Source organism: Vibrio sp. E150_011 (assembly GCF_053544015.1).
In genome coordinates, this window is the sequence record NZ_JBHFOL010000027.1 from 20,672 (window position 1) to 38,009 (window position 17,338).

The window sequence follows — 17,338 nt, forward strand, 5'->3', positions numbered from 1 at the left end:
TGCTATCTTAAGCAGCGTTCAAGACGCTGCTTATTTCTTTTCTCTTGCCTGAAAATCAAACACCTTTCCCTTGGCGATTAAGGCATTGAGCGTGCGACCAAGACAGCTATTCTTGGTCGTTTTATTGTGCGCACTCACCAACCCCTTCCGATCAATTTTCATCACCTGCTTACCATCCATACTTCGATAAAATACGACTCGGTTTTGGTCTTGATACTCAGCAAATAACGTTATAGCTCCATTGCGATAAGGCTGACCAACTTCACACACCACCACATCAGGGAAATCTGGAAAGGCTTCACCGTAGCAGTGCGGCCCCAAAAATAACAAACCCAATAAGCACCACTTTCTCACATCGCTCTCCACTATTACACGCCACAATTATCCATCGCTATTAGACTAGTAAACTGTTATTAGATTAGTAAAATTTGTTCGAGAGTTGGCGGAACAAACGAAAAAAAACCTCTAATCAGCGATCAGAGGTTTTTCGTTGTCTATACAGTGATGTCTTTAATGTACTTTCATGTACAAACTGCCTAATACGTATTATCGATGACTACCCGAGATTAGCGGTTATCGTCGTTATTGCGCTTATGCTTAGGTACATAGTTAAGAATGGATACCGGTACGGGGTGACGCGGCTCAAACCCTTCTATTTCGACACGCTCTAATAAGTGCCCTAGACGGCTTTCAATCATGCACAGATTCTTAAAGTTATCTCTCGATACCAGTGACAACGCTTCACCAGCCGCTTCGGCACGGCCTGTACGACCGATACGGTGAACGTATTCATCGGCAGGGAATGGCAAATCGTAGTTGATAACAATCGGCAGGTTTTCGATATCGATACCACGCGCCGCCACACCCGTCGAAACCAAATACTGAATATCACCGGCCTTAAAGTCTTCAATGAGCTTTTGGCGTACTTTTTGGTTACGCCCACTATGGAAGGCTTCTGCGGCAATGCCACGCTTCTCTAATTGACTCACCAATTTCGCGGCACCATGCTTGGTTTCGATAAAAATCAGCGCTTGCGACCAGCTGTTTTCCGTCAACAAATGGCTTAGCAATGACGATTTGATGTCTTTATCCACCGTCACAATCCATTGCTTGATGTTACCTTTAGATGCGCTGTGTTTGGCAATACTGATCTCTGACGGATTATCAATCGCGCTTCGTGCAAGCTCGCGTACCGGATTAGACAGTGTGGCTGAGAATAATAAGGTTTGCGCGTTTTCAGGAACACGAGCGATGATCTTATTAATGGCTTCAATAAAGCCCATATCAAGCATCTTATCGGCTTCATCTAACACCAAGCATTCAACTTCATCCAGGTGTATTGCATGTTGTCCATATAAGTCGAGCAAACGACCCGGTGTCGCCACAACAATGTCGACACCCTCAATTAACGCTTGTTTCTGCGGAGCATAATCCACGCCGCCATACATCGCCATAGACTTAAGAGACAGCTCTTGACCGTAGGTTTCAATGCTTTGATGAACCTGCTGAGCAAGCTCACGTGTAGGCGTCAATATCAACGCTCGAGCGCGCTTTTTACGCTGTGTCTCACCACGGCTCAGTTTTTCTAAAATCGGCAGGACAAAGCTCGCCGTTTTACCGGTACCGGTTTGCGCCGCTGCAAGAAGGTTATCGCCATTTAAAATGATAGGAATGGCTTTAGTCTGAATCGTGGTTGGCTTGTCATAACCCACCTTTTCAATCGCATTCAGTAGTGGGGTACTGAGCCCAAGCTTGGTAAACGGCATAAAAGAGTCTCTCATAGTGTCGATGACGCGCTAACAATAACGCGTGATGAATGACGCGCAATAAGATGGTGATAGTGTAGCAGATACATTATATATCGTAGAAAAAGCAAAACCCCTGATAACTCAATGAGCTATCAGGGGTTTCTAAATAGTTGGCGCGCCCTGTAGGATTCGAACCTACGACCACATCCTTAGAAGGGACGTGCTCTATCCAGCTGAGCTAAGGGCGCGCTACAGGGAAAGGATTATACGAGATGAACTCGGTAAATCAATGGCTTTCTTACTCTTTGTGATTCAAATGCCCAAAAAAAGCACAACCTGTAGGTGGAAGATGAGATTTTAAACGAAGCAAACGTTTGCTTTCTGGCTTTTGAAATACTTTTCTGGGACAATGCACACAAAAATAACAGCCAATTAACTTTCTCAAGGAAAATTATGACTGCTCAAAACATCGATGGGAAACTGATCTCTCAAACTGTCCGCTCTGAAGTCGCAGCTCGAGTTAAAGCTCGTACAGACGCAGGCCTAAGAGCGCCCGGCCTAGCGGTTGTCCTTGTGGGTGAAGATCCTGCTTCTCAAGTTTACGTGGGAAGCAAACGCCGAGCTTGTGAAGAAGTCGGATTTGTCTCGAAATCTTTTGATCTTCCTGCAACCGCGAAGCAAGAAGAATTATTAGCCTTGATTGATACGCTAAATAACGACCCAGAAGTCGACGGTATTTTGGTGCAGTTACCACTTCCTGCTGGCATTGATGACACTCGCGTCCTAGAGCGTATTATCCCAGAGAAAGACGTAGACGGCTTCCACCCATACAATGTCGGCCGCCTAGCACAACGTATGCCTAAGCTTCGCTCTTGCACACCAAAAGGCATCATCACCCTATTGGATCGCTACAATATCCAAATGCGTGGCAAACATGCCGTTGTGGTTGGTGCATCGAATATTGTTGGTCGCCCAATGACCCTTGAACTATTACTTGCAGGCTGTACCACAACCACATGTCATCGCTTCACTAAAGATCTAGAAGGGCATGTTCGTCAGGCTGATATTGTTGTGGTTGCCGTTGGTAAGCCTAACTTTATTCCAGGTAACTGGATCAAAAAAGGGGCCGTCGTGGTCGATGTCGGTATCAATCGCATGGACGATGGCAAACTTGTCGGCGATGTCGAATACGACGTGGCTAGAACAAACGCGAGCTTTATCACGCCGGTACCAGGTGGTGTGGGTCCGATGACTGTCGCTAGCCTGATTGAGAATACAATGATCGCTTGTGAGCAGTTCCACACCAGTAAAAAATAGCCAAGCGTTGTACTAATAAAGTAAAAAAGAGTGCGGGTTATTATACTACCTAAGACCTGCACTCTCTTGAGCAATGCTCAGCACTCACTTCCTCCCCCCCCCTGAAAACCTATCTATTCCTCTTTTCATGCTCATCGCGCTCCTACCAACATGCGAAACCCCATTTCACACCAAATTCATTAACCTAAGCTTTTTTTGCTCAAGAAGATAAAGCTCAGTACCTAATGCAAACCATAATCAGTGCTGTGAATATAATCCGTGTGGCGAATCAATAATAAAGCCGTGTTAACGCCATAAGAACACAAATTCAATCACCGACGGGATGAGCTCTTTCCCTGTATTCATAGCGGCATTTATTTCAATCTGGTCATTTTATCTACATATTTGTTTCGCTGTAGTCACATCTAAATGTCACCAAGCCATACAACACTAAGGATGTTACTTTAATTAATAGGACATCACGTATGCCTGCTTTTATGTCACAAAGCGTGAAAGCGTTTTTGTTTTCTAGTGATTCGAAACCGAGTCGATTCACGAACACTGAAACGCTCTATACCCCTACATTTAAAGACAAAGTCACTACCCTACGTTCTTACCTGAATATCGATAACCTTCTCAATATCCATGCGCCCAATATTCCAGTAGACTCCCTTTCCCAACACGACATTGACCAAGAGAAACAAGACTGTGTCTTTCGGCTCGGCCACTCAACCGTATTGATGAAGCTAGACGGGAAAATCTTGTTAACAGACCCAGTAATGACTGAGCGAGCTTCCCCACTCGATTGGGCTGGTCCCAAGCGATGCCATGCATTGCCTATTTCTATCGCGGATCTTCCAACCATCGACATCTGCATGATTAGCCACGATCATTATGATCACTTAGACAAATCAACGATCAAACAAATTCACCACAAGGTCACCCGCTTTATTGTGCCTGCGCGAGTAGGCCGACACCTCCTCGAATGGGGCGTGCCATCATATAAGGTGACTGAATTTAACTGGTGGCAATCACACACCATAGGCACTATCCGTTTTGTTTTTGCTCCGGCCCAGCATTTTTCTGGTCGGTCGTACAAAGCGCGAGACACCTCGCTATGGGGGAGTTGGATCATTCAAGCATCAGGCGCAAATATTTATTTCAGTGGCGACTCTGGCTACTTTAGCGGCTTCAAAGACATTGGCGATCGGTTTGGCCCCTTTGACCTTACCCTCATGGAAACCGGTGCCTATGACGAAAAGTGGGCGAGTATCCATATGTTTCCAGAGCAAAGTGTACAGGCACATTTGGATGTCAAAGGTCGCTACATGCTACCCATCCACAACTCAACCTTCGACTTGTCTTACCACGCCTGGAATGAACCACTTAAACGCGCCCAACAAGCAGCTAAACGACAAGGCGTTAACATGATTTGTCCGAAGATTGGCGCTAAGATCGTCCTATCCGAGTTAGGGGTAACCCCAACACCCGGGACGTGGTGGGAATCGTAATCTTACTCATCGCCCATCATGAGGTTTCACCAAAAGATAAGTTCAAGTTAGCCGTGATAGTTCACAGTGAACGGCATGACTCTACGTGGTGTATGGCATTCGGTCATAGCCTATGGCGTATAACATAAGATAGTACTTATAAATCAAAGCAATAATTCAAATTGACTCTCAATTTTCACGTCGGGAATGTTTGACAATTGCCATCTTTTACCTTGGTCACGGTATTGCGCTTTGTACATAGTTAACACTAGGGCAAATAGGAATACTCATTCAATAACGAGGAAAAAGGTATGTTCAAGAAAAGCGCCGTCATTACCGCAGAAAGCGGACTTCATACACGTCCAGCCGCTATGTTTGTTAAAGAAGCAAAGAAATATGTCGAAGAGGTGGAGATTGTCTCCAAAGGAAAAACCGCAACCGCCAAAAATCTATTTAAGATCCAAACCTTAGAATTGGTTAAAGGCACAGAAGTGACCGTCCAATCATCCAACCGACAAGCCGTTGATGAACTGACGCGGTTTTTAGAAGGTGTCACTGGCTAGTAAGCTAGTACCAACTCTATCGTTTACCGCCAATAAAAAAGGTCTTAATGTCATGGTGACCTTAAGACCTTATTCGCTAGCTTACAGGTTTAATCCATTGCGATTCGATCAGCGAGATGACTGACGGCAAGTGCAAAATAGTACGAACGATTCCACTTCATTAACACGTTGTAGTTGTTGTACACCAAGTATACTCGCCCGTTTTCTTCATCCGGCATAATTAGCCAAGCTTTCACATCTTCATCAAGTTGAGGTAATGGCTGCCCGTCATAGCGTGTCACACCTAATTTACTCCACTCTTGAAGATACTTACCCTTTTTTGCTTCTCGTCCTTGAAGATCTGGAGAAATACCATGCGGAACCTTAACCTGGCGCCCCCAAGTATAATCGTCATTCCACCCCGATTGCGCAAGGTAGTTAGCCGTTGAGGCGAAAACATCCGCTTCCGTATTCCAAATATCTTTCTTTCCGTCACCATTACCGTCAGCGGCAAAGCTAAGGAATGAACTTGGCATAAACTGACTCTGGCCCATGGCACCCGCCCACGATCCTTTCATCTTGTCAGGCGCAATGTGACCTTCCTCAAGAATGGTTAACGCTGCTAAGGCTTCTTTACGGAAGAACGCCTCACGACGCCCCTCATACGCCAGTGTTGAGAGTGCATCAATGACGCGATAATTTCCTGTGTAAGTGCCGAAATTACTTTCAACCCCCCAAAGCGCAACGATAAACCGTGACTGGACGCCGTATTCATCAGCCACTGCTTTCAACTCTGAGTAGTACTTACTATGTAATTCTTTGGCCTTCTTCACTTTCCAGTCAGGAACCGCGCGAGGAATATATTCATCAAGCGTGAGTTTTTTCTCTGGTTGATTGCGATCGGCCGTAACGGCTCTTGGTTTGAATTCAACGCCTTTAAAGGCCTCGGTGAGTATCTGATCTGAGATGCCAAGTGATTTAGCTTCTTGCTTCAAGCCCTCAACATAGTCTTCAAAACTTTCCTTTTCTGACGCTAGGACGCTCGCTGATAAGCTTACCCCTAACACAACTGACAACATTCTCTTCAAAGTGCCCTCCCCAGAGCGTCTTCACTTCTTCCTGACGTTTGGCTTTTCACAAACCTATTGGTTCTAAAACCTGATTATCAGCCCCTGCTTTCATAAACAAATGCTTGGTACTCATGGTTCTAGTTTTAGTATTTTCTGCTGTTTGTATTTACTTTCGATGACGGGTTGTTGAGTCTTTATCTTCTCGGTCACCGTTATCTTTTTGGTCCCGGCAACGTTCTTGGTTACCGCTATCGCCTCCGTGGCCAGCATAATGGATGCCGATCTGATCCTGTTAAACCAATATCATCTATTTGTTTTTTGCTTTCTGAGCTTTGTATTGCTCCAGTAGGTTCTCTTTTGGTGGCGGCACTTGTAAGAAAAAACCATCTTCGACAAGCGCTTTTTTTACTTTTTCAATATCAACCTGCGCTAGCGTGCGGCCATCCAACTTTACAACCATAACAAGTGTTGGTCTTCCGAACATTTCCAGTAGAGCGTCAGGAACCTGTGAAAAGTCATCTTTTTTGGTGATGTAGAGGTAAGCCCCTTCTTTTTTAGCACTTTTATAAATTGAACAAAGCATTGGTATGTCTCTTTTATCACCGTACTTTTCACCTATAAAAAGGCGATACGGTATGTTTAATCGAAATTGACAGTAAATTATCTATTTGCGAGCAAGATAGCTTGCTGTCTTTAGTGTTGAAATATAACATGATTAGCCTAACCTAAAGCAATGTCATTGGCACAAGGAATTGATCATCAATGTCACCATCCCCTGATTTGAAAGGCAGTAGCTTCACTTTATCGGTGTTGCATCTTTCTGACAACGATGTGTCTAAAGCAGTTCAATTTCTGCAAGATAAAGTCCAGCAAGCACCCACATTTTTTGCGGCTGCCCCCGTTGTATTAAATATCAGCCAAGTCCACGGCGATATCCACTTTCTCGACCTAAAATTAGGTATTGAAGAAGCGGGAATGATCCCTGTTGGCGTGACAGGTTGCCAAGATAAGCGAACACAGAATCGAGCCTCTGAAGCAGGCTTTGCGATTATGACGGCCAGTAAAGCACCCGCGAAAGCACCCGCAAAAATGGAGCCGACTAAAATAGTTCGTAGCCCCGTTCGTTCCGGGCAGCAAATTTACGCCAAAAATGGCGACCTGGTTATTTTAAGCCATGTGAGCGCAGGCGCTGAAGTGATTGCTGATGGCACAATACACATCCATGGCACATTACGAGGACGCGCCATCGCCGGAGCAAGTGGCTCTACTGAAGCGAAGATTCTGTGTAACGATTTACAAGCCGAGCTGGTCTCCATTGCTGGAAATTACTGGCTCAGCGAACAGATTGAAAGTGAATACTGGGGAAAAAAAGTAATGTTTGGTATGACCAACGACACCCTCAGCTTTGACATTCTTACGATATAAAAAAAAGGAATACGAATAATGGCCCGCATTATTGTTGTAACGTCAGGAAAAGGTGGCGTCGGTAAGACCACATCTAGTGCCGCAATTGCCTCTGGTTTAGCGCTAAAAGGTAAGAAAACGGCAGTGATCGATTTTGATATAGGTTTGCGTAACCTTGACCTCATCATGGGCTGTGAACGTCGCGTCGTCTATGACTTCGTCAATGTCATTAACGGCGAAGCAACGCTAAATCAGGCACTAATCAAAGACAAACGCACGGATAACCTCTTCATCCTTCCCGCATCCCAGACGCGTGACAAGGATGCATTGACACGTGATGGCGTGCGTCGAGTACTCGACGACCTCGATGAAATGGGTTTTGATTTTGTCATTTGTGATTCACCCGCAGGAATCGAACAGGGCGCGTTGATGGCGTTGTATTTTGCTGATGAAGCCATCGTGACGACGAACCCAGAAGTGTCATCGGTTCGAGATTCAGATCGAATCCTGGGTATCTTAGATTCAAAATCACGCCGCGCAGAAGAAAGTCTTGAGCCAGTGAAGCAACACTTGTTGCTAACCCGCTATAACCCAACGCGCGTGAATCAAGGCGAAATGCTGTCGGTGGAGGATGTAGAAGAGATCCTACATATTTCTTTATTAGGGGTTATTCCGGAGAGCCAAGCTGTCCTTAATGCCTCAAATAAAGGTGTACCTGTCATTTTCGATAATGAGTCAGATGCCGGATTGGCCTATAATGATACGGTTGAGCGCTTATTAGGAGAGCAGGTGGACTTCCGCTTCCTAACGGAGCAAAAGAAAGGTATTTTCAAACGTTTATTTGGGGGTTAATGCATGTCACTACTTGAATTTTTCCGCCCACAGAAAAAAAATTCTGCAAACTTAGCAAAAGAGCGTTTGCAGATCATTGTGGCTGAACGTCGCAGTGAAGGCTCACCATCACCCTCTTATTTACCGCAATTGAAAGAAGACATTCTTAATGTCATTGCTAAATACGTCGATATTGATCCGTCGATGGTGGATCTTTCTTTTGAGCATAAAGATGACGATATTTCAGTCCTAGAATTGAACGTTCAACTGCCAGAAGACGAAAGGTAGCCCCTCCTCTTTTAGCGCGATGCTCAATTCATAGACAAATAAAAAGGCGTAATCACCCAGTGATTACGCCTTTTTATTTGTGCCATCATTTTACCTATTCGCACTCGATAAATAGAGTCTGCATACCAGGTTTAGCATCTACACAATGAAAACACTTTAACTAATGGTGTACCGGAAGGCAGTAATTATAAGTCTAGATCTTTATTATCAATGCTTACAGGAACCGGCTTGTTAATAAGGTTGACCAACATTATCGAGCGCGCGTCGCCATCAGATTCGTGGAAAATAGCTTCAATACCTGCAAACTGACCGGCAATGATCTTAACGCAATCTCCGGCTTCTGGAAGTTCTTGCTGTTGTGCGTCGAGACAGAAATGTACAGCCTGTTGCAGTTCAAACACAAGATCACCTTGTACTACGGTAGGCTGTGCACCAAAGCGAATAAAATCGACAACACCGCGTGTCGATCGAATCGTCGTGAAAGACGGCCCCGCTTCGAAATCAAAATAGATAAACATGTACGATGGAAAAAGCGGCTCTTTGACCTTTTGCCTTTTGCCTCGTTGTATCTTTTCTACTTCCACTTCTGGGTAATAGCATTGTACGCCCTGATTCTCAAGGTGCAGCTTCGCTCTCGCTTGATCGCCTCGCTTACAATACAGCAAATACCAACATTTCATTGTGTTCACTTAGCCTTTTATTTTTATCTAACCCGCAGTCACTGCCCTACATCGTACCACAAAGCCATATTTCAGCTCCAACTCGTCAGAAGGTTCTGACATCGTCCTATTAACGAAGTTGTTACTTGCACAACGTTAAAAATGAAATATTAGTTTCCAGCACGATAATTCCGTGCTCTTTTTGTAAAAAAATCTTACAATTCATCCAGTTAGAGTGGTTATTCACATAAGCTATAAATCCAGCCTATTGCAGTTTTAAATTTTGTTATGTATACATTGGTGCACATTATATTCTTTAATAACTAAAATTAGTAAAACTTATGACAGCACAACACAACATTCTAGGTCACCCTCGTGGTCTATTTTTACTATTTGGTACCGAGCTATGGGAACGCTTTTCCTACTATGCGATGCGTGCCATTTTGGTCTTATTTTTAACCGATGCAACAATGAACGGCGGCATGGGTTGGTCCACTAAAGATGCTCTAGATTTATATGGAATCTATACTGGACTGGTTTATATCACACCACTGATTGGCGGTTGGATCGCAGACAACTATCTAGGGCAACGTCGTTCCATCATCATTGGTGGTGTCTTAATGGCGGCAGGTCAATTTACGCTTGCGCTACCTGTGGGTGCCATTGGTCTTCCTGCAGAACAAGCCTTTTACCTTGGCCTTGCGCTATTGATTGCTGGTAACGGCATGTTTAAGCCAAACATCTCAACCATGGTTGGTGACCTATATAAAGACGGCGACAACCGTCGTGATGGCGCGTTCACCATCTTTTATATGGGTATCAATCTAGGCTCTTTATTGGCAGGTATTGCTTCCGGTTCGGTCACGGGTTCATACGGCTGGCGTGCAGGCTTCTTAATCGCAGGTATTGGTATGGTTATCAGTATCATTATGCAGTTAACGATGTCTAAATCTTGGCTCGGCGATATCGGTACCGTACCCGCAGCAGCACGTGCTCGTGCACTCAACAAAAACAAAACCAAAACACCTTTAACTCGTGAAGAGCTAGACCGCCTAAAAGTGATTCTTATCATGGGCCTTTTTGTTATCGTATTTTGGGCTGGATTTGAACAAGCTGGCGGCTTGATGAATATCTACACCCAGCAATATACTGACCGAATGATTGGCAGCTTCGAAGTGCCTGCGGCTTGGTTTCAATCGTTGAACCCGTTCTTCGTTATTACCCTTGCCCCTGTCCTTGCGGCGATCTGGGTCAAACTGGGTAAACGTGAACCTAATTCTCCAGTGAAATTTGCGATGGCGTTATTCTTCCTTGCTTTGGGCTTTTTATGCATGGTTGGAGCGGTTATGGAGCAAGGTGGCGATACCGGTGTTAAGACCTCTATGCTATGGCTAGTCGGTGCTTTCTTCTTCCATACACTCGGTGAACTATGCATATCACCGATCGGCTTGTCTCTAGTGACAAAGCTTGCGCCACTTCGTCTTGCTTCGTTAATGATGGGCGCGTGGTTTGGTTTTAATGCCATTGCTAACTATGTCGCTGGCTTAATTGGCTCTCATGTGGGCGAACTAGGTGCCATGTCTATCTTCGGTGGTATTGCCATCACCGCCGTCATCTCCGGCGTCATTTTACTACTTTGTGCTAACACGTTGGTGAAATGGATGCATGGCGCAGAAAGCGCAACAACATCTAACGCTCAAGAAGTAGAAGAGCAACAAGCTCAACTTGCATAACGAGTACGGATCACATACCACTAAAAAGCCACTCTAATTAGAGTGGCTTTTTTATTGTCTTCGCTCATCACGAACTTATTTGAATAATCGTTATAGACTCGACTGGACAAGGTCAGCCATCATGTCGATATGGATCTCCGAATCATTCAAACATTCGATGTATTGGTATGACTCACCACCAGCCTCGACAAAAATATCACGGCACTCTACCGCAATTTCCTCGAGCGTCTCAAGACAATCTACCGAGAACGCGGGCGTAATGACGTTTAAGCGCTTGATGCCTTGGCTCGGCAGTGTTTCCAAGGTTTTTGCCGTGTAAGGCTTCAGCCACTCCTCTCGCCCAAAAATAGATTGATAGCTCATCCCGATCTGAGAATCATCTAACCCAAGTTCGTCGGCCAGTAATTTGGTGGTCTGCTCACAATGCAGAGGGTAAACATCGCCATTATCAGCGTACCGTTTTGGGATGCCGTGGTAAGAGCACAGTAAGTAGTCTTGTCCGTGCTTGTCCCAGTGCGCTTTTACTTTTTGCGCGAGAGCCTTGATATAGAGCGGATGCTGATAATAATCTCGAATAAAATTCATACTTGGTATGGTCGGAAAAGCCTTACACGCTTTAGCTAATCCATCAAAAACCGCGGCACTCGTCGTTCCGGAGTACTGTGGGTATAGAGGCAATACAATCACTTTCTCTACCCCTTGTTTTAACAACGAAGAAAGCCCGTGCTTCAGCGATGGGTTACCATAAGTCATACCCAGCTCTACAGGGACGTTTAAACGCGTTTGGAGCGCCTTCGCCTGCCTGGCTGAATACACCATTAAAGGAGAGCCCTCTTCCATCCAAACCGATTGATACAGCTTCGCGACTTTTGGCGAACGAATAGGCAAAATTACCCCATGTAAAATGGGACACCAGAGCCAACGAGTCATATCAACGACTCTATGATCATGTAAGAACTCACCTAGAAAAGCGCGTATAGCTTTTGGTGTTGGTGCATCAGGTGTTCCCAAATTTACCAATAACACTCCAGTGTTTGGTGCCATGCTCATAGATTCCCTTTCAATTAACCCAAATTCAAGAGAGATTATACCCAGTTAACGCAAGCTTGGATCAAAAAAAAACGACCCTAAAGGGTCGTTTTTTAACAAGATTCACGAATGAGCAATTAAGATAGTGCTTTTTCGATATCAGCGCTTACTGCGTCAACTTGTTTTGTACCGTCAAACTTAAGGTACTGAGTATTGCCCGCTTCTGCTTCTTTACCGTAGTATGCGATTAGCGGTGCAGTTTGATCGTGATAAACACCAAGACGAGCACGTACTGTCTCTTCTTTATCGTCATCACGAACCACTAGGTCTTCACCAGTCACATCATCTTTACCTTCCACTTTAGGTGGATTGTAAATCACATGGTAAGTACGTCCAGACGCAAGGTGAGCACGACGGCCGGCCATACGGTCAACAATAACGCTATCTGCAACATCAAACTCGATGACGTAATCAACGATAATGCCCATCTCTTTTAGACCATCCGCTTGAGGGATTGTACGTGGGAACCCGTCAAGCAAAAAACCTTTCTCACAATCGTCTTGAGCAATACGCTCTTTAATCAGACCTAAGATAATGTCATCTGACACAAGCTGACCTGCGTCAATAACGGCTTTTGCTTTTTTACCAAGCTCAGTACCTGCTTTAATAGCAGCACGTAGCATGTCACCTGTGGAAATTTGAGGAATACCGTACTTTTCCATGATGAATTGAGCTTGTGTGCCTTTACCAGCACCTGGAGCACCTAAAAGAATGATGCGCATGATATTTCCTCTTAAAGATAAAAAGATTTTATACCGAAGCTCACAACCAAAGCTAAGCCTTGAAAAGCAGGTCGACGATAAGTTTCGGTATAAAGATAAAATGAATGATTATTCAAGCGTCGCATTCTAGCATAGAAAATTCGTGCTTGGCGTTAAATACGACTAAAGAATGCCCACTGAAAATATAAAGTTAACTAAAAATGGGAGGTTAAGGCACAAAAATCAATGAACTCACCGAAATGAGCTCATTGATTACCTTGTAAATGGCTATTTTACGTTAGACAAAAGTCGATTAACCGCGCCTAAGAATTGAGACGGATCAGTCATCGAACCACGCTCTGCCAACATTGCTTGACCGAGTAAAACTTCAACCCAGCCACCAAATGCTTCTTCGTCGGCTTCATCCGCCATACGTTTGACAAGCTCATGCTCAGGGTTAATTTCAAAGATATACTTCACCTCTGGCACTTCTTGTCCTGCGGCTTCTAATAGCTTCGCCATTTGCGTCCCCATTTCAAAGTCATCCGTCACGACAACAGCAGGCGTAGTCGCGAGTTTAAAGGTTGTGCGAACCTCTTTAACTCGGTCACCTAAGTAAGCTTGCGTACGCTCGACTACAGATTTAAACTCTTCTTCTGTCTCTTTGTGTTTTTCTTTTTCTGCTTCGTCTTCAAACTTACTTAGATCAAGACCTGACTTAGTAATTGATTGGAATTGCTTTCCATCGAACTCCGTTAGGTAGTTCATCAACCATTCATCGATGCGGTCAAACATCAGAACAACCTCGATGCCTTTCGCTTTAAATTGCTCCAAGTGTGGGCTGTTCTTCGCGGCAGCGTAGCTGTCAGCTGTTAGGTAATAAATCTTATCTTGACCTTCTTTCATACGTTCGATGTATGACGCAAGACCGATAGTTTGCTCAGCGCTGTCCACTTCTGTTGAGGCGAAGCGTAATAGACCGGCGATTTTTTCTTTGTTCGCCATGTCTTCTGCTGGGCCTTCTTTCAAGACCAAACCAAACTCTTTCCAGAAAGACTGATATTTTTCTTCGTCGTTTTTCGCCAAACGCTCAAGCATCGTCAAGACGCGCTTCGTACAAGCATTTCTTAATGACTGCGTGACTTTGTTATCTTGTAGAATTTCACGAGAAACATTGAGTGGCAGGTCATTTGAATCAATCAATCCACGCATAAAACGCAGGTATGACGGCATAAACTGTTCCGCGTCATCCATAATGAATACACGTTGAACATAGAGCTTCAAGCCGCTCTTGTGGTCACGGTTCATCATATCAAACGGTGCTTTAGCTGGGATATACAACAAGCTAGTGTAGTCGTTTTTACCTTCTACCTTGTTATGGCTCCACTGCAGTGGGTCAGCAAAATCATGAGAAACGTGTTTATAAAACTCTTGGTATTCTTCATCCGTAATATCTGATTTATTGCGGGTCCACAATGCTTGCGCCTTGTTGATTTGCTCCCACTTCATTTCGCCCGTTTCTTTGCCTTCTTCGTCGCGTTCTGCGGTCTGAATTGAAACTGGGATACCAATATGGTCAGAGTATTTGCTAATGATTTCTTTTAGACGCCACTCAGACAAGAATTCTTTGCCCTCGTCACGCATGTGAAGAATGATATCCGTGCCGCGAGTCTCTTTAGTGATATCTTCAATTGAGTAATCACCCTCGCCAGCTGAATGCCATTGCACACCTTGCTCCACAGGAGCGCCAGCAGCACGAGTACGAACGGTTACCGCATCGGCAACAATAAACGCTGAATAAAAACCCACACCAAATTGGCCGATAAGCTGAGAATCTTTCCCTTGCTCTTCAGACAGTTTAGAGAAGAACTCTTTCGTTCCCGATTTTGCGATGGTGCCTAAGTGTTCAATCACATCATCACGTGACATACCAACGCCGTTATCAGATACCGTCAGCGTGTTGTTTTCTTCATTAAATGATAGCTTAACGCCTAAATCTGCATCACCTTGGTATAAGTCACCATTAGATAACGCCTGAAAGCGCAATTTGTCCGCCGCATCGGATGCATTCGAGATAAGCTCTCGAAGAAAGATTTCTTTATTGGAATACAAAGAGTGAATCATTAAGTGAAGTAACTGTTTTACTTCAGATTGAAAGCCACGAGTTTCTTTGTTGTTTGTTTCTGTTGCGCTCATGTTATCTCCATCACACTTTTAGTATCAAGTATCGACATTTATTTGCACTCGATACTCTTAAGATTGGTCTGATAAAGAAATGAGGCTGAAGATTGTAAATTCAAGGTCAAAAAACATAAAATTGCTGTTTTTTTGTTTTGTTTTTATTATCCTTACGCCCCTGACTATAAAAAAATCCTAAATTACTATAATTGGCACTGCACAATATTCAGCGCCAGAATATTATTACCTATCGCCCCGCGACATTATATAGAAGAATGCAATGAGTAACATAGGCACTAAGTTCATACTCGGCCAAAGATATATCTTTGATCCAAATAGCAATTCCTTGGTCGATCAAACGAACAACGATGAAGTAGTACGTCTTGGTAGTAATGAAAGTCGCATCTTGCTTCTTCTTGCAGAGCGTCCTAACGAGGTGGTTACTCGCCACGAACTTCATGAATTCGTTTGGAGAGAACAAGGCTTTGAAGTCGATGATTCCAGCCTAACACAAGCAATTTCAACACTTAGAAAAATGTTGAAAGACCCAACAAAATCGCCATTGTTCGTAAAAACAGTGCCAAAACGTGGCTATCAACTGATTTCAAGTGTTGAGCGCTCTGCGCCGTTGAGTTCAATAGATCTCAATAATATCAACGAAGCGCCGGTTGCTGAACTACCGACAGAGCTGACAGAAACACAGCCAGCATCTACATCGTCACAATCCGCCATCGCCAAAGAGTCTGCGCCGAAAACGCCACCGACTGTATGGGGTATGCTCGCGCTCGCTTTACTATTACCCGTGTTGGTATTAATAGGCACCAACCCGGCAGAATCGAGCTTCAGAGAGTTAGCAGTCGTCGATAATGTTCGGATTGTCACTCCAGAAAGTCACCCTGACGTCTCGAGTTGGCAGCCTAAGATTGAGCAATGTGTTGTCAAGTACATTGAATCACATACGGCAGAAAAGCTGCCTGAACAAGTGATTGTGACTGGCGATCAAGGCGATCAAATCGCTCTGAACTTCATCCACACGATGGAACACTCAAGCGAGAACGTGACGATGAGAATCTTCACTGAGCAGTCTGATCTAAGCAAAGTGTGCGAGTAGAGGATAACAAGATGAAAATGAAATACGCGTCAATTCTACTTGCACTCTCCACTGCCTTGAGCGCTTGGCTTTATTGGGGAAGCGATCTCAAGCTTGAGCAGGTACTCACCTCAAACGAATGGCAAAGCAACATGGTGGGCATTATCGCCGCAAATAATGCGCCAGACACGGATATTGGCCCATTAAGCCGACTAGAGATGTCTGCTAATGTCAAATACTTACCGGAAGGCACCTACATTCGCGAGTCTTCAATGCGTCTGTTTGGTAAGGACTCTGAGTCGCATACACTTATCAAGATCTCTGAGACAGGTTCGTGGGCAATCAGTGATAACTACTTGTTGATTTCTCCTCGTGAATTCAAAGACACCGCGACCGCGCAATCTGATGAGTTCACCCATGAGCAATTAGCCATGATTAAACAGTTTTTGAAGATGGAAGCACAGCAAAGCCGTCGTATCGACATTGTTAATGGTAAAACACTGCTGCTGACTAGCCTAAATCAAGGGTCGTCGGTATTGTTTTCTAACTAACATAGCTGTCGCATTAGAATCACAAAAAGGGGGCGATCATGGCCTCCTTTTTGTTGTCTTGGATTTACCCCGTTCTCCCTGAAACAACTAACAAATCAAAAACAGGTACCTAGCCATGGATAAAGCAAACATTGATATCTACTACTGCCGACAGTGTAATTGGATGCTGCGCTCAACGTGGCTTACCCAAGAGTTACTGCATACGTTCAGCGAAGATATCAGCACCGTATCGCTCCACCCCGACACTGGAGGTCGATTTGAGATATGGTGTAATGACATTCAAGTTTGGGAACGGAAAAAGGACGGCGGCTTTCCTGAGGCTAAGATCCTCAAGCAAAAAATACGAGATGTCATCGATCCTGAGCGGCAACTAGGTCATGTTGATACGCCCTCTCAGCAGCACAATAATTAAAAGCACTTGCGTGATAGTTGGCACTATAACGCCTAACCAAACAGGCTTTGCTCATCACTACGTTAATGTTGTTAGACTAAAAAACCAGAGCCTAAACTCTGGTTTTTGTCATTCAAACGATCTCGTAAATCGTTGATAAAATTTATTAAAAGCCTAATTAACCTAGCAGACTCATTGCCGCTTGAGGCGCTTGCTTGGCTTGTGCCAAGATTGAGCTTGAAGCTTGAGAAAGAATTTGGTTCTTCGTCATCTCAGT

General features: G+C 44.4%; 19 protein-coding genes and 1 tRNA gene. 10 read left to right on the forward strand and 10 right to left on the reverse strand.

Features of this window, described 5'->3' with window-relative positions:
- Positions 1–30 precede the first annotated feature (30 nt).
- From ACE1OE_RS23070 to ACE1OE_RS23080, 3 genes are all read right to left on the reverse strand, one after another.
- On the reverse strand, positions 31–354 hold the full coding sequence (locus ACE1OE_RS23070) for a hypothetical protein (RefSeq protein WP_449212384.1): 324 nt from the start codon (positions 352–354) through the stop codon (positions 31–33).
- A 212-nt stretch (positions 355–566) separates the two neighbouring features.
- Entirely contained in the window at positions 567–1,766 is a 1,200-nt protein-coding gene (locus ACE1OE_RS23075; RefSeq protein ID WP_102470804.1) for a DEAD/DEAH box helicase, read from the reverse strand.
- A 153-nt stretch (positions 1,767–1,919) separates the two neighbouring features.
- Positions 1,920–1,996: transfer RNA gene (locus ACE1OE_RS23080), tRNA-Arg, on the reverse strand.
- Positions 1,997–2,201: 205 nt separating this feature from the next.
- On the opposite strand from ACE1OE_RS23080, the gene folD reads away from it, so the two are divergent.
- The 3 genes from folD to ACE1OE_RS23095 all read left to right on the forward strand — a co-directional run bounded on the left by folD (position 2,202) and on the right by ACE1OE_RS23095 (position 5,097).
- Positions 2,202–3,065, forward strand: a complete 864-nt coding sequence (folD, locus tag ACE1OE_RS23085) for a bifunctional methylenetetrahydrofolate dehydrogenase/methenyltetrahydrofolate cyclohydrolase FolD (protein WP_102470803.1) — start codon at positions 2,202–2,204, stop codon at positions 3,063–3,065.
- 464 nt (positions 3,066–3,529) lie between these two features.
- Complete coding sequence (locus ACE1OE_RS23090) at positions 3,530–4,555, forward strand: MBL fold metallo-hydrolase (protein WP_449212385.1); 1,026 nt, start codon at positions 3,530–3,532, stop codon at positions 4,553–4,555.
- A 290-nt stretch (positions 4,556–4,845) separates the two neighbouring features.
- Entirely contained in the window at positions 4,846–5,097 is a 252-nt protein-coding gene (locus tag ACE1OE_RS23095; RefSeq protein WP_449212386.1) for an HPr family phosphocarrier protein, read from the forward strand.
- 89 nt (positions 5,098–5,186) lie between these two features.
- Here the strand turns inward: ACE1OE_RS23095 and ACE1OE_RS23100 are convergent, their stop codons facing one another.
- Positions 5,187–6,164: a lytic murein transglycosylase gene (locus ACE1OE_RS23100; RefSeq protein ID WP_449212387.1), complete on the reverse strand. Its 978-nt coding sequence runs from the start codon at positions 6,162–6,164 to the stop codon at positions 5,187–5,189.
- A 289-nt stretch (positions 6,165–6,453) separates the two neighbouring features.
- Positions 6,454–6,729 (reverse strand): YcgL domain-containing protein, encoded by a 276-nt coding sequence (locus tag ACE1OE_RS23105; RefSeq protein WP_102470799.1) that lies wholly within the window; start codon positions 6,727–6,729, stop codon positions 6,454–6,456.
- A 179-nt stretch (positions 6,730–6,908) separates the two neighbouring features.
- Between ACE1OE_RS23105 and minC the strand changes: the two genes are divergently transcribed.
- From minC to minE, 3 genes are read left to right on the forward strand one after another with little or no spacing between them, the layout of a single operon-like run.
- On the forward strand, positions 6,909–7,571 hold the full coding sequence (minC, locus tag ACE1OE_RS23110; protein ID WP_102470798.1) for a septum site-determining protein MinC: 663 nt from the start codon (positions 6,909–6,911) through the stop codon (positions 7,569–7,571).
- Positions 7,572–7,589: 18 nt separating this feature from the next.
- Positions 7,590–8,402: a septum site-determining protein MinD gene (gene minD / locus ACE1OE_RS23115; RefSeq protein ID WP_102470797.1), complete on the forward strand. Its 813-nt coding sequence runs from the start codon at positions 7,590–7,592 to the stop codon at positions 8,400–8,402.
- A gap of 3 nt (positions 8,403–8,405) precedes the next feature.
- Complete coding sequence (minE, locus tag ACE1OE_RS23120; RefSeq protein ID WP_102470796.1) at positions 8,406–8,669, forward strand: cell division topological specificity factor MinE; 264 nt, start codon at positions 8,406–8,408, stop codon at positions 8,667–8,669.
- 185 nt (positions 8,670–8,854) lie between these two features.
- Here the strand turns inward: minE and rfaH are convergent, their stop codons facing one another.
- Complete coding sequence (gene rfaH / locus ACE1OE_RS23125) at positions 8,855–9,349, reverse strand: transcription/translation regulatory transformer protein RfaH (RefSeq protein ID WP_449212388.1); 495 nt, start codon at positions 9,347–9,349, stop codon at positions 8,855–8,857.
- Between the two features lie 320 nt (positions 9,350–9,669).
- On the opposite strand from rfaH, the gene ACE1OE_RS23130 reads away from it, so the two are divergent.
- Positions 9,670–11,061 carry a peptide MFS transporter gene (locus tag ACE1OE_RS23130; protein ID WP_372061826.1) on the forward strand — a complete coding sequence of 464 codons (1,392 nt, stop codon included), beginning with the start codon at positions 9,670–9,672 and terminating at the stop codon, positions 11,059–11,061.
- A gap of 90 nt (positions 11,062–11,151) precedes the next feature.
- On the opposite strand, the gene hemH is transcribed toward ACE1OE_RS23130, so the two are convergent.
- The 3 genes from hemH to htpG all read right to left on the reverse strand — a co-directional run bounded on the left by hemH (position 11,152) and on the right by htpG (position 15,047).
- Positions 11,152–12,111, reverse strand: a complete 960-nt coding sequence (gene hemH / locus ACE1OE_RS23135) for a ferrochelatase (protein ID WP_449212389.1) — start codon at positions 12,109–12,111, stop codon at positions 11,152–11,154.
- Between the two features lie 116 nt (positions 12,112–12,227).
- Positions 12,228–12,872, reverse strand: coding sequence for an adenylate kinase (gene adk, locus ACE1OE_RS23140; RefSeq protein WP_449212390.1), 645 nt, complete (start codon positions 12,870–12,872; stop codon positions 12,228–12,230).
- A gap of 267 nt (positions 12,873–13,139) precedes the next feature.
- The gene (htpG, locus tag ACE1OE_RS23145; protein ID WP_372061823.1) at positions 13,140–15,047 is read right to left on the reverse strand and encodes a molecular chaperone HtpG; all 1,908 of its coding nucleotides are present in this window, start codon (positions 15,045–15,047) and stop codon (positions 13,140–13,142) included.
- Between the two features lie 262 nt (positions 15,048–15,309).
- On the opposite strand from htpG, the gene ACE1OE_RS23150 reads away from it, so the two are divergent.
- From ACE1OE_RS23150 to ACE1OE_RS23160, 3 genes are all read left to right on the forward strand, one after another.
- Positions 15,310–16,140, forward strand: coding sequence for a winged helix-turn-helix domain-containing protein (locus ACE1OE_RS23150; RefSeq protein ID WP_449212391.1), 831 nt, complete (start codon positions 15,310–15,312; stop codon positions 16,138–16,140).
- A gap of 11 nt (positions 16,141–16,151) precedes the next feature.
- Positions 16,152–16,670 (forward strand): regulatory protein ToxS, encoded by a 519-nt coding sequence (locus ACE1OE_RS23155; RefSeq protein WP_372061821.1) that lies wholly within the window; start codon positions 16,152–16,154, stop codon positions 16,668–16,670.
- Between the two features lie 115 nt (positions 16,671–16,785).
- Positions 16,786–17,082, forward strand: coding sequence for a SelT/SelW/SelH family protein (locus ACE1OE_RS23160; protein WP_102470788.1), 297 nt, complete (start codon positions 16,786–16,788; stop codon positions 17,080–17,082).
- A 157-nt stretch (positions 17,083–17,239) separates the two neighbouring features.
- On the opposite strand, the gene ACE1OE_RS23165 is transcribed toward ACE1OE_RS23160, so the two are convergent.
- A complete protein-coding gene (locus ACE1OE_RS23165; RefSeq protein ID WP_449212393.1) occupies positions 17,240–17,332 on the reverse strand; it encodes a flagellin in 93 nt (30 codons plus the stop codon).
- Positions 17,333–17,338 lie beyond the last annotated feature (6 nt).